Annotated in this window: 10 protein-coding genes; 7 read left to right on the plus strand and 3 right to left on the minus strand. The window is 72.9% G+C overall.

The window, feature by feature from the left end:
• Window positions 1-59 precede the first annotated feature (59 nt).
• Entirely contained in the window at window positions 60-1,043 is a 984-nt protein-coding gene (locus tag OHA34_RS04450) for a GlxA family transcriptional regulator (protein ID WP_329520792.1), read from the plus strand.
• Between the two features lie 80 nt (window positions 1,044-1,123).
• Here OHA34_RS04450 and OHA34_RS04455 read toward each other — a convergent pair whose 3' ends face one another.
• Window positions 1,124-1,777, minus strand: coding sequence for a GNAT family N-acetyltransferase (locus OHA34_RS04455; RefSeq protein WP_329520793.1), 654 nt, complete (start codon window positions 1,775-1,777; stop codon window positions 1,124-1,126).
• The gene (locus tag OHA34_RS04460; RefSeq protein ID WP_329520794.1) at window positions 1,774-3,144 is read right to left on the minus strand and encodes an MFS transporter; all 1,371 of its coding nucleotides are present in this window, start codon (window positions 3,142-3,144) and stop codon (window positions 1,774-1,776) included. The genes OHA34_RS04455 and OHA34_RS04460 overlap by 4 nt, the downstream gene beginning before the upstream one ends.
• A 354-nt stretch (window positions 3,145-3,498) precedes the next feature.
• On the opposite strand from OHA34_RS04460, the gene OHA34_RS04465 reads away from it, so the two are divergent.
• The 3 genes from OHA34_RS04465 (at window position 3,499) to OHA34_RS04475 (ending at window position 6,793) form a co-directional block, all read left to right on the plus strand.
• Window positions 3,499-4,947 (plus strand): MFS transporter, encoded by a 1,449-nt coding sequence (locus OHA34_RS04465; protein WP_432763092.1) that lies wholly within the window; start codon window positions 3,499-3,501, stop codon window positions 4,945-4,947.
• Window positions 4,948-5,052: 105 nt separating this feature from the next.
• A complete protein-coding gene (locus OHA34_RS04470; RefSeq protein ID WP_329520795.1) occupies window positions 5,053-5,706 on the plus strand; it encodes a class I SAM-dependent methyltransferase in 654 nt (217 codons plus the stop codon).
• Window positions 5,707-5,860: 154 nt separating this feature from the next.
• On the plus strand, window positions 5,861-6,793 hold the full coding sequence (locus OHA34_RS04475; protein WP_329520796.1) for an NAD-dependent epimerase/dehydratase family protein: 933 nt from the start codon (window positions 5,861-5,863) through the stop codon (window positions 6,791-6,793).
• A 504-nt stretch (window positions 6,794-7,297) separates the two neighbouring features.
• Here OHA34_RS04475 and OHA34_RS04480 read toward each other — a convergent pair.
• Entirely contained in the window at window positions 7,298-8,236 is a 939-nt protein-coding gene (locus tag OHA34_RS04480) for an RNA polymerase sigma-70 factor (protein ID WP_329520797.1), read from the minus strand.
• A 566-nt stretch (window positions 8,237-8,802) separates the two neighbouring features.
• On the opposite strand from OHA34_RS04480, the gene OHA34_RS04485 reads away from it, so the two are divergent.
• From OHA34_RS04485 to OHA34_RS04495, 3 genes are all read left to right on the plus strand, one after another.
• Window positions 8,803-10,416 carry an MFS transporter gene (locus tag OHA34_RS04485; RefSeq protein WP_329520798.1) on the plus strand — a complete coding sequence of 538 codons (1,614 nt, stop codon included), beginning with the start codon at window positions 8,803-8,805 and terminating at the stop codon, window positions 10,414-10,416.
• Window positions 10,417-10,516: 100 nt separating this feature from the next.
• Window positions 10,517-11,239, plus strand: a complete 723-nt coding sequence (locus OHA34_RS04490) for a spermidine synthase (protein WP_329520799.1) — start codon at window positions 10,517-10,519, stop codon at window positions 11,237-11,239.
• Window positions 11,240-11,307: 68 nt separating this feature from the next.
• On the plus strand, window positions 11,308-11,904 hold the full coding sequence (locus tag OHA34_RS04495; protein WP_285943136.1) for a biotin transporter BioY: 597 nt from the start codon (window positions 11,308-11,310) through the stop codon (window positions 11,902-11,904).
• Window positions 11,905-12,004 lie beyond the last annotated feature (100 nt).

Below are 12,004 nucleotides of genomic sequence, written 5' to 3' on the forward strand. Positions count from 1 at the left end.
CGCGGCCGGCGCGGACGGCCACGAGTGGCCGGTCGGCCATCATGTGAAAGGATCGGGCCATGAGCGCTCCGGAGTGCCACCGGGTGGCGGTGCTGGTGCGGCCGGGCGTGCTGCCCCTGGAACTCGGGATCGCCCACCAGCTCTTCGGGAACGCCTCGACCGCGGCCGGCGACCCGCTGTACGAGATCGTGACGTGCGCGCCGGAGCCGGGAACGGTCCGCACCGGCGCCGACTTCACCGTCGAGGTCGAGCGGGGCCTGGAGGAGCTGGAACGGGCCGGGACGGTGATCGTCCTGGCCTCGCACGAGGAGGACGAGGCGCACGCCGGGTGGGGCGCGGCGGCGCGGGCGCTGGCGGAACTGCGGCCGGGCCCCCGGATCGCCTCGATCTGCACGGGGGCGTTCGTGCTGGCGGCGGCGGGCCTGCTGGAGGGACGGCGCGCGACCACGCACTGGCTGTCGGCCGATCTGTTCCGGGAGCGGTTCCCGGGGGTGCGGCTGGACCCGGACGTCCTCTACACCGACGAGGGCCTGGTGCTGACCTCGGCCGGGGAGGCGGCGGGCATCGACCTGTGCCTGCACATGATCCGCGGTGATCACGGTGCGGCGGTGGCGAACGGGGTGGCGCGCCGCACCGTGGTCCCGCCGCACCGCGAGGGCGGCCAGGCGCAGTTCGTCCCGCGGCCGGTGCCCGAGGCGGGGGCGTCCTGGACGGGCACCGCGCGGGCCTGGGCGCTGGAGCACCTGGACCGCCCGCTGACGCTGCGGGACCTGGCCGGGCGCGAGTCGATGAGCGTGCGGACCTTCACCCGCCGGTTCCGGGAGGAGACGGGCGAGTCGGCGTCGCGGTGGCTGGCCCGGCAGCGGGTGGAGCGGGCCCGGCAGCTGCTGGAGGAGACCGACCTCCCAATCGACCGGGTGGCCGAGAAGGCGGGTTTCGGGACGGGCGCGTCGCTGCGCCAGCATCTGCGCGCGGTGCTCGGGGTGTCGCCCGGCGCCTACCGGGCGACGTTCCGCGGGGTGCGGGGCGGTCCGGGGACCTGACCCCGCCCACCGCCGCCCGGCCCGCCCCGACCCGGACCGCTCCTCACACCGCGACCCGCATGCCCCTCGCCTCGGCCCGGTCACCTGGACTCGCCGCGCAGGATGCTGTAGATCACCGCATCGCGCCAGCGGCCGTCGCGGAAGTTCCAGTTGCGCAGGACGCCCTCGCGGGTGAACCCGGCCCTCTCCAGCGCCCGCTGCTCGGCGATGTTGGCCGCGTCGGTCTCGGCCTGCACCCGCGCGACCTGGGTGTGGGCGAACAGGTACCGGGCCAGGAGCCGCTGCGCCTCGGTGCCGGCGCCCTGGCCGCGCGCGGAGGGCAGCAGCGCGATGCCGATGCTCCAGCAGTACGAGCTGCGGGAGGTGCCGATCCTGCGGTACGCGACGAACCCGAGGCGCTCGCCGCCGCACACCACCATGAGCCGTCCGCCGTCCTGCCCGGCCAGGCCGTCGCGTTCCCAGCGGTGCCGCAGCAGGAACACCGCCGCGTCGGCGACCTCCCACGCGGTGCCCTGCCGGCGCATCGGGATCGCGCGGACGGCCCGGTCGCGGCCCGCGTTCCCGGCCGACGCGGCCCGGCCCATCACGGTGTCGATCAGGCCGGGCGCCACCACGTTGGCGCGCACGCCGCGCGCCGCCCCCTCGACCGCCCCCTCGGCCGCCGCCTCCTCGCCGTCACCGGCGTGACGGCACGGGGCTTCGGCTCCCGCCACCAGGCCCCAGTCGATCCTCACCGGGGAGCGGCCGTCGGCGCGCTTCGGCCGCCCGCCCCTTCTCCAGCGGGCCGCCGCGGGCCGCCGGAACGCGAGGGCAGCAGCACGACGATGAGCACGGCGCCGAGCGCCACGCACACCGCGCCCGCCACGAGCCCGCCCGAGTAGCCCATGACGGTCAGCGCGGCCACCCCGACGGCGCCGCCGATCTGCTGGACGGAGGTGAACAGGGCCGAGCCGAGACCGGCGTCCTCCTCGGTGGTGCCCTCGACCGCGGCCGCGGCCATGACGGGCAGGCTCAGCCCGTTGCCCACGCTCAGCACGAGCATGCCGGGCAGGACGTGGGCGGCGTAGGAGTCGCCCGCCGCCACGCCGGACAGCAGCAGCAGGCCGGCGATGTTGACCAGGAACGCCAGCAGGAGCGCCTGGCGCGTCCCGATTTTGAGGGAGATGCGGGAGGACAGCCACATGCCCGCCAGGATGCCGGCGCCATAGGGCAGGTAGGCGATGCCGGCCAGGAGCGGGCTGTATCCCAGAGCGGTCTGCACCTGGATCATCAATAGGAACGACATCGCGTACATGGCCATCGAGAACAGCAGGGTCGCGCCGTTGGCGACCGCCCGCGTCCGCGAGGCCAGGAACGCCCTGGGCACCAGCGGTGCCACCGCCCGCGACTCGGCCACCAGGAACGCCACCACCAAGGCGGCCGACAGCACGACGGCGCCGATCGCGACCGGATCGCTCCAGCCGGTCCCGCCGGCACGCAGCAACCCGTACACCAGCGACACCGCGGCACCGGTGACCAGGACCGCGCCGGGAACGTCGAGGTGGCGCCGGCCCGGGGCGCGGGACTCGGGGACCAGCCGGGGAAGCAGCGCCAGGGCCACGGCGACGATGGGCAGGTTGATCAGGAAGATCCCGCGCCAGGACACCAGGTCGGTCAGCACCCCGGACAGCACCAGGCCCGAGGTCCCGCCCAGGGCCGCGATGCCACCCCAGAGGCCCAGCGCCCTGGTCCGCTCCTCCGGCCCCGGGTACAGCAACGTGATCATCGACATCGCCGCCGGGCCGGCCATCGCGGAACCGGCGCCCTGCACGAACCGCCCGATCACGAGCTGCCACGGCTCCTGCGCGACCCCGCAGGCCAGGCTGGCCACCCCGAACAGCGCCACACCGATGAGGAAAACGCGGCGGCGGCCCAGCACGTCCGCCAGCCGGCCGCACAGCAGCAGCAGCCCGCCGAAGGCCAGGAAGTAGGCGTTGACGACCCAGGGCAGCCCGGACGTGCTGAAGCCCAGCTCATCACGGATGCTGGGCAGGGCCACGTTCACGACGGTGTCATCGAGCACGAGCATGAATTGGACAAGACACAACACGAACATCGGCATCGGACGACGCTATGATTCGCCGCATTTGGCCACAATCCGCGACGAGGCCAGACCATAGCGCATAGAGGACATGGACGCGATCATCGTCCGCGCTCGCCGGAGGGGCCGTCGTCCTGACATCGGCCGGGGCGGGCGCCGCCGTCGCGACCACCGCCGTGGGCGGCGTCTACCAGGCCGTCCGGCCTGAACCGGCGGAAACGGCCCGTGGCGCCACCGCGAGCCCCAGCCCGCCGCGCAGATGATGGCGAGGACGGCGACCGCGGCACAGGTCTACGGCCCGCCAACAAACAGGCCGACGGCACCGCATAAATCAATGGGAAATTCATTTTGTAGCACAATAATTGTTGTATAACAATGGCCGTGAGCCTTTCTGTCGAGTCTCCACGCACGCTGTCGCCGCGCGGACGGACCGTCGTGCTGGTGACCTGCTTCCTGAGCGTGATCGTGGCGGGGCTGGACACGACGATCGCCAATGTGGCGCTGCCCTCGATCCAGAAGGCACTGCACGCGCCGGTCAGTGGCCTGCAGTGGGTGGTCGACGCCTACACGCTGGTCATCGCATGCCTGTTGATGTTCGCGGGTTCGGTGGCCGACCGGTTCGGCCGGCGCCGGGTGTTCCAGGTCGGGCTGGGATTCTTCTCGCTCGGTTCCCTGCTGTGCGGCCTCGCGCCCTCCCTGGGTGCCCTGGTCGCCTTCCGCGCGCTCCAGGCGGTGGGCGGCGCGATGCTGAACCCGGTCGCGATGTCGATCATCGCCACCACCTTCACTGACCCGAAGGAGCGCGCTCGCGCGGTGGGCGCATGGGGAGCGGTGGCGGGTCTGAGCGGGGCCGGCGGCCCCGTGCTCGGCGGCCTGCTGGTCAGCGGCCTCGGATGGCGGTCCATCTTCTGGGTCAACGTGCCGCTCGGCGCCCTGGCCATCTACCTGACCCAGAGGTTCGTCCCCGAGTCCAGGGCGGCGCGCGGCAAGCGGTTCGACCCCCTCGGCCAGCTGCTCGTCGTCACCTTCCTCGGCCCGGTCACCGCCGCCGTCATCGAAGGGCCCCGGCACGGCTGGAGCTCACCGTTCATCATCGCGCTGTTCGTCCTAGCCGCCGTCTCGCTGTCCGGGCTGGTCGTGACCGAGTCCCGGCGCGCCGAACCACTGGTGGACATCCGGTTCTTCCGCAGTCCGGCGTTCTCGGGGGCGGCGATCATCGCGCTGGTCGCCTTGATGACCCTGGGCGGGTTCTTGTTCCTCAACACCCTCTACCTGCAAGACGTCCGCGGCTACAGCGCGCTGCACGCGGGCCTGCTTACCATCCCGATGGCCGCCGCACTGGCGGCATGCGCGATGATCTCGGGGCGCATCGTGGCCGCCCGGGGCCCCAGGCCGGCGCTCGTGCTGGCCGGGCTGCTGCTGGCGGCGGGAACCGGCCTGCTCGTCGGGGCCGGACGCGAGACCGGGGCCTGGTACCTCGTGCTCGCCTATCTGCTGTTCGGTGCCGGCTTCGGCCTGGTCGGCACCCCGATGACCACCACCGCCCTGTCAGGGATGCCACGCGACCAGGCCGGGGTCGCCGGAGCGATCGCCTCGACATGCCGCCAGACCGGCGGCGCGATCGGTGTGGCGGTGTGCGGTGCGATCGTCGCGGGCGGCTCGACCGGGTTCGTCGCGTCCAGCCGTACCGCCTGGGCCGTTCTGGCCGGCTGCGGCATCGCGACCGCGCTGCTCGGCCTGATCTCGACCGGGCGCTGGGCCCGCGCCCAGGCCGAACGCAGCGGCCGGCAGCTGAGCACGCACGCCATGGAGACGCCCCGATGACACGGAAAGTCACGCCCACGCCAGCCACGACGGTTCACCAGCGCGGATTCTCGTCGACCCCGTTTACTGGTAGGCCGTACATCGACCCACCGAAGGGGTACGACGATGACCTCGCGCCGCCATCCGCTGTTCGCCCGCGCCTACTCCCGTATGAGCCCGCGGTTGGAGCGCGGCCTTGTCCCGCACCGCGCCACTCTGCTGGCCGGTCTGGCCGGTGACGTCATCGAGGTCGGCGCGGGCCCGGGAGCCACCTTCGGCCACTACCCGGCCCAGGTCACCAGTGTGCTGGCCGTCGAGCCCGAAGCGCGCCTGCGGCGGCTCGCCCGGGCCGCCGCCACCCGGGCCTCCATGCCGATCGAGGTCGTCGACGGGTTCGCCGACCGGCTCCCCGCCGCCGATGCCTCCCGTGACGCGGCCGTCGTCTCGCTGGTGCTGTGCACGGTGCCCGACCCCGCCGCCGCCCTCGCCGAGATCTTCAGAGTGGTCAGACCCGGCGGGCAGCTGCGGTTCTTCGAGCACGTCCGCGCCGACACCCCCACCCGCCAACGGCTCCAACGCCTCGCCGACGCCACTCTCTGGCCGCTGTTCGGCGGCGGCTGCCACACCAGCCGCGACACCGCCGCCGCCATCCGGGACGCCGGATTCACCCTCACCCGCCTGGACCGGCTCGGCCACGCCGACACCGGCCTGCCGTTCCCCGCCGCTCCTCAGATCCTCGGCACCGCCACCCGCCCCCGAGCCTCTGCCACGAACGCCTGAAATACGGCTGGACGGGAAGGCTCGGTCCCACCGGAGATGCCGTCGGCCTCCCGGCCGTTGACGGGGAGCTGGGCATCGTCGCTGGTGAGGAGCGTCCCGGATCGGGGTAGCCGGATGGTGTGGACGGACGGGCTCTGATCGGGAGGTGTTGGTCATGCGAGTGTTCGTGGCGGGTGGGACCGGGGTGCTGGGGCGGCGGCTGGTACCGCGGCTCGTGGAGGGTGGCCACCAGGTGACGGCTTCGACGACGGGCGCGGCCAAGCTGGGGCTGCTGGAGCGGCTGGGCGCGGAGGGCGTCGTGATGGACGGGCTGGATGCGGTGTCGGTCGGTGAGGCGGTGGAGGCCGCCCGGCCGGACGTGATCGTGCACCAGATGACCGCGATCTCGGTGGCGCACGCCGGTGAACCCGATATGAAGCACATGGATCGGTGGTTCGCCGGCACCAACCGGCTGCGCACCGAGGGGACCGACCACCTGCTGGCCGCCGGCGAGGCGACCGGCGTCCCCCATTTCGTCGCCCAGGGCTACGCCGCCTGGAACGGCATCCGCGAGGGCGGCCGGGTGAAGACCGAGCAGGACCCGGTGGACCCGATGACCGGAACAGCGGCGGAGCCCGCGATGGCGGCGATCCGCCACGTCGAGGACGCGGTCGTCAGGGCCGGCGGCGCGGTCCTGCGCTACGGCTGGTTCTACGGGCCGGGCGCCACCGACGGCCTGGTCGAGCCGGTGCGCAAGCGGCGGTTCCCGATCGTCGGGGGCGGCGTCGGCTACTGCTCGTGGGTGCATCTGGACGATGCTGCGAGCGCCACCGTGCTGGCTGTGGAGCAGCGGGCGAGGGGCGTGTTCGACATCGTCGACGACGAACCGGCCCCGGCCGTCGAGTGGCTGCCCTATCTGGCCGAGTGCGCGGGGGCGAAGCGGCCGATGCGTGTCCCCGCCTGGCTGGCCCGGCCGCTGGCCGGGGAAGTGGCGGTGACGATGATGACCGAGGGGCGCGGCTTCTCCAACGCCAAGGCCAAGCGGGAGCTCGGCTGGGAGCTTCGCTTCCCGTCCTGGCGCCAGGGTTTCAGGGAAGAGCTGGCGTGACCCGTTGGCGCGGCCGGCCGTCCCGCCCCACGTCGTGGCCGGCCAGGCGGCCAACGGGGTGCCGTTGGCCGCCTGGCCGGTTCCACTTCCCTGAACGGTCCGTCAGCCGCAGTGCATCCAAGGGCTGGTGTAGCTCGTATTGTTGTGGTACCCGAAGAAGCGCACGCACCTGACGCGGTCTTAATCGTCACCACGCAGTTATATGTGCCATTGTAGAGCAGGTAGACCCTGGTGCCGGAGAGCGGCGCCTACTCCTGCACGTAGTAGCCGCTCCCGCAGATGGACTCGGGAGTATACGCCGCAGCCTTGGTGGTTACGTTGCTGCCGGGCTCCGCCGCTTGGGCAGTACCGATACCGCCTAGCAGCACGGTTGCACCGAGCATGCCGAGGGCGGCGGTGTTCCTCGTCCGCGCGCAGCGCTTGACTCTTTCCGCGTCCTCTCGCGCCAACCGCTGAGAATCGCGTTGCGCAACTCGTTAGTACCTTCTGCGGGCCGTTTCGGCCTCAGCGGGTCACGGTGGTCTCTCGTTCTATCCGCGACAGTTTCTCGGGGTTGCGCACGTGATAGAGGCCGGTGACGCGGCCGTTCTCGACCCGTACCGCCAGTACGCCGTCGAGCTCCCCGTCGAGTCGGACGAGCAGCGCCGGGCCGCCGTTGATCTGCACGGGTTCGACCGACATTCCGGTGCCGCGCTTGTACCAACCGGTGGCCAGCAGGCGAACCACCTTTGCGGCCCCCAGGATGGGCCGCGGCAGGGCGTGTTTGATGCCGCCGCCGTCGCTGAGGGCGACGACGTCCGGCGCGAGGATGTCGAGCAGGCTCTGTAGGTCGCCCGTTTCGATCGCCCGCTGGAACGCTTGGAGTGCGTCGCGGGTGTCGGCCGCGGAGACGGCCCCGCGGGGTCGGCGGGCGGCGACGTGCGCGCGTGCCCGGTGCGCGATCTGGCGGACCGCGGCGGGGGTCTTGTCGACCGCTTCGGCGATCTCGCCGTACTCCAGGTCGAACACCTCGCGCAGCACGAACACCGCCCGTTCGGTCGGCGTGAGCGTCTCCAGGACCAGCAGCATCGCCATCGAGACGCTCTCGGCCAACTCGACGTCGTCGGCCACGTCGGGCGCGGTCAGCAGCGGCTCGGGCAGCCACGGACCGACGTAGGACTCCTTGCGCCGGCGGAGTGCACGCAGCCGGTCCAGCGCCTGCCGGGTGACGATCCGGACCAGGTAGGCACGCTGATCCCGGACGGTGTCCAGCTCGACGCCGACCCATCGCAGCCAGGTTTCCTGGAGGACGTCCTCGGCGTCGGCGGCCGAGCCGAGCATCTCGTAGGCCACGGTGAATAGCAGGTTGCGGTGGGCGACGAACGCCTCGGTGGCGGAGTCCACGCGGTCGGCACGATCGGGCGGCTCGCCCGTGTCCGTGGTTCGTTCGCGGTGCTCGCTCATGTCCGGCTCCTGCTGGTTCGCTCTCAGCCCTGCCACACGCACAAGACGCCGGTCCCCATCGCTTTGTGACACCTGCGATCAGTGGCCCGTATCACATGGCCGAGCTGTCACAAGGGGTCGGATCGCCCACGTCTGGTGTTCGTCAGGACACCGCGCGAACGATCCGGGCGGCGCACAGGCCGCATTCCGAGCGGTCCAAACATCGTTTGGCGATCGAGGAAAGGCACGGAGCATGAGCATCGGGAAGTTCGCAGTGGCAGGAGCGACCGGGCGGCTGGGACGCCACGTCGTGGACGTCCTCGCCGAACGGGGGTGCCGGGTCGTTCCGATGCCGGGTACGCCGCCGGTGGCGGGCTCCTGCCCGACGCTCACGCCGAACTCGCCGGCCCCCCACCTTCCAGGAGTGGCTCGACGCCCACCCCTGAGGCCCTGATGCCCGGCTTCACCCGCCTGACCCGGCGCCGAGCGGCACCGCCGGCCCCCGACCGCGCCGCAGCACGATGCCGGCCCACCGCGGTCGGCCCGAACCGACCCCGAACACGCACATGTGGAAGGCAGCCGAACACATGACCGACACAGTCGTGCCCGAAAACGGCCCCGAACGCCCCGGCACATCCCCGGGCGAGCGGGGGGACGCCCCGCCGCCCGACCCCCGCCGCTGGTGGGGCCTGGTGGTCATCGCGCTCGCCCAGCTGATCGTGATGCTGGACATGACCATCGTCAACATCGCCCTGCCGTCCGCCCAGCGGGACCTCGGCATGACCGACGGCGACCGGCAGTGGACCATCACCGCCTACACCCTCGCCTTCGGCGGCCTGCTGCTGCTCGGCGGCCGACTCGGAGACCTGTTCGGACGCAGGCGCAGCTTCATCATCGGCCTGATCGGCTTCGCCGGCGCCTCCGCGCTCGGCGGCGCCGCCACCGGCCCCGGCATGCTGTTCGCGGCCCGCGCCCTGCAGGGCGTCTTCGCCGCGCTACTGGCCCCCGCCGCGCTGTCCCTGATGACCACGACCTTCACCGACCCGCGCGAACGCGGCAAGGCGTTCGGCGTGTTCGGCGCCATCGCCGGAGCCGGCGGCGCCATCGGCATGCTGGTCGGCGGCTTCCTGACCGAGTATCTGGACTGGCGCTGGTGCCTGTACGTCAACGCCCCGGTGGCCGCCCTCGCGGTGATCGGCGCGATCGTGATGCTCAAGGACCCGGGCCGCAGGACCGGCGCCCGGCTGGACCTCCTCGGCGCCGTGCTGGGCACCTCCGGCGTGCTGTCCATCGTCTACGGCTTCAGCGAGGCCGAGTCCCGCGGCTGGGGCGACACCCGAGTGCTGACCCTGCTGATCGGCGGCGTGGCGGTCCTCGGGGCCTTCTCCCTGTGGCAGACCCGCGCCCGGACACCGCTGCTGCCCCTGCACATCGTCAAGGACCGCCAGCGGGCGGGCGCCTACCTGACGATGGCCCTGGTCACCATCGCCATGTTCGGCGTCTTCCTGTTCCTGACCTACTACCTTCAGGGCATCAAGGGCTGGTCGCCGCTGAAGACCGGTGCGGCCTACCTGCCGCTGACCGCCTGCATGATCATCGGTTCCACCCAGGTCTCGGCGCGGCTGCTGCACAAGGTGCCGGCCCGGGCGCTGATCACGCCCGGTCTGACACTGGCCGCCGGCGGCCTGGCCTTCCTGGCCTCCATGGACGTCGACGCCACCTACCTCAGCCACGTCCTACCCGGCATCTCCATGATGGGCCTCGGCCTGGGCGCCACGTTCATGGCGGCAATCTCCACGGCCACCGGCCGCGTCGCCCCGCACGAGCAGGGGGCGGCCTCGGCGACCCTCAACACCATGCAGCAGGTGGGCGGGTCGGTCGGCACCGCGCTGCTCAACACGATCGCGGCCGGCGCGACCACGGACTGGCTGACCGACCACCGGGTCGACCCCGCCCGGCAGATGCCGCAGGCGAAGGCGGCACTGGCGGCGGCGACGGTGCACGGCTACTCCGTGGCGACCTGGGTCTCCGCGGGCATCATGCTGCTGGCCGCGGTGGTCGCGGGCGTCTTCATCAACGCCAAGGCGCCGGGCCGGCAGCCCGGCGCGGCGGCGGGCGGCCCTGCGATCGGCCCTGCGATCGGCCCTGCGGGCGGTGACCGTGAAGCCGGGGCCGTCGAGGCGCCGGTCCGCACGGGCTAGCCTCCGGCAGGTTCCGGCCAGGGGGGGCCGAGTCCGGCCCCAGCCCGACCCCCGGAAACTCGATGACTTTCGGCCGGGGCAGTGGCTAGGGTCGTCGGTCATGCGAATCTCCACGGGGTGTGACGAGGGGCCCGACGTCGTCGAACGGGCCGAGGGGCAGGGCGGCGAGCTGGTGCTGCGCCGCGACGGCGCCGACTTCGAGATCATCAGCAACGGGATGTTCCTGATGGACACCCGCGACGGCGAGTCCGAGCGGCTGCTGGTCCGGCTCGCGGCCGGCGGCGACGGCCCGCCCGCCGCGGTCCTGATCGGCGGCCTCGGCGTCGGGTTCTCCCTCGCCGAGGCCGTGCGGCTCCCCCGGGTCCAGCGTGTGACGGTCGTCGAGCGCGAGCCCGCCGTGATCGCCTGGCACGACACCTTCCTGCGGGCCTGCTCCGAAGGCGCCCTCGACGACCCCCGCGTCACCCTCGAACGCGCCGACCTCCTCGACTGGCTGCGGTCCCCGCCCGCCGGCACCGGCCGCTACGACGCGATCTGCCTGGACATCGACAACGGCCCCGAATGGACCGTCACCCCCGGCAACGCCCGCCTCTACGGCGACGCCGGCCTGGACCTGCTGGCCCGCCGCCTGGCGCCCGGCGGCGTCCTGGCGGTGTGGAGCGCGGGCGCCGCCCCGGCGTTCGAGGACCTGCTGCGCCGCCGCTTCGACCGGGTCCAGGCCCGCGAGGTCCCCGCCCGCCGCGGCGAACCCGACGTGGTCTACCTGGCCCGCGGCACCCGCGAAGCGGCCGGCCCGACAAACCCGGAGACGGCGAAGTTGTAGCCCGCGTGATCCCCCCTGCCCAGCCGGTTCGCTAAGTTTCGGCTAGACAGGAACCAATAGGAGGATTCGTGGCTACTGCCCATGCCGCCCAGCGGCGCCCTGCCGTCCTGGGCGACCTGCTCCCCGGCACCCTCGCCCGCGACGCCGCGCTGGTCGCGGGCGCCGCGGTGCTCGTCGGCGTCGCCGCCCAGATCGTGGTGCCGCTGCCCGGCACCCCCGTCCCGGTCACCGGCCAGACCTTCGCGGTGCTGCTGGCCGGCGCCGCCCTCGGCTGGCGCCGCGCCGCGCTCGGCATGGTGGTCTACCTGCTGGCCGGCCTCGCCGGGATGCCGTGGTTCGTCGACGGCGGGTCCGGCGCCGGCGCCCCCACCCTCGGCTACGTGCTGGGGTTCATCGTGGCCGCCGCGGTGGTCGGCCGGATGTCGGAACGCGGCGGCGACCGCACCCCCGGACGCACCGTCGCGACGATGCTGACCGGCACCGCGATCATGTACGCGGCCGGGGTGCCCTACCTGATGGCCTCCCTGCACATCGGGCTCGGCAAGGCGCTGGGCCTCGGCGTGACCCCGTTCCTGGCGGGCGACGGGCTGAAGGTGCTGCTGGCCGCCGGGCTGCTCCCGGCCGCGTGGAAGCTCGCCGGCCGGGGCCGCGACCGCTCCGCCTGACCGCTCCCGCCCACACCGCCGCCCCACCGGCGGCGGTGTGGCGCACGCCTCACCGGCACCGGGCACCCGCCCTGTTTGAACAGGTTCAACTCTGTCGTAG

The organism is Spirillospora sp. NBC_01491 (assembly GCF_036227065.1).
Classification (GTDB): Bacteria; Actinomycetota; Actinomycetes; order Streptosporangiales; family Streptosporangiaceae; genus Spirillospora; species Spirillospora xylanilytica.

Bases quoted from the DNA above. Each gene is read 5' to 3' on its own strand.
- OHA34_RS04470 (WP_329520795.1), top strand. From the start codon at position 5,053: ATGACCTCGCGCCGCCATCCGCTGTTCGCCCGCGCCTACTCCCGTATG.
- OHA34_RS04490 (WP_329520799.1), top strand. From the start codon at position 10,517: ATGCGAATCTCCACGGGGTGTGACGAGGGGCCCGACGTCGTCGAACGG.
- OHA34_RS04480 (WP_329520797.1), bottom strand. From the start codon at position 8,236: ATGAGCGAGCACCGCGAACGAACCACGGACACGGGCGAGCCGCCCGAT.
- OHA34_RS04450 (WP_329520792.1), top strand. From the start codon at position 60: ATGAGCGCTCCGGAGTGCCACCGGGTGGCGGTGCTGGTGCGGCCGGGC.
- OHA34_RS04485 (WP_329520798.1), top strand. From the start codon at position 8,803: ATGACCGACACAGTCGTGCCCGAAAACGGCCCCGAACGCCCCGGCACA.
- OHA34_RS04460 (WP_329520794.1), bottom strand. From the start codon at position 3,144: ATGCCGATGTTCGTGTTGTGTCTTGTCCAATTCATGCTCGTGCTCGAT.
- OHA34_RS04475 (WP_329520796.1), top strand. From the start codon at position 5,861: ATGCGAGTGTTCGTGGCGGGTGGGACCGGGGTGCTGGGGCGGCGGCTG.
- OHA34_RS04465 (WP_432763092.1), top strand. From the start codon at position 3,499: ATGGCCGTGAGCCTTTCTGTCGAGTCTCCACGCACGCTGTCGCCGCGC.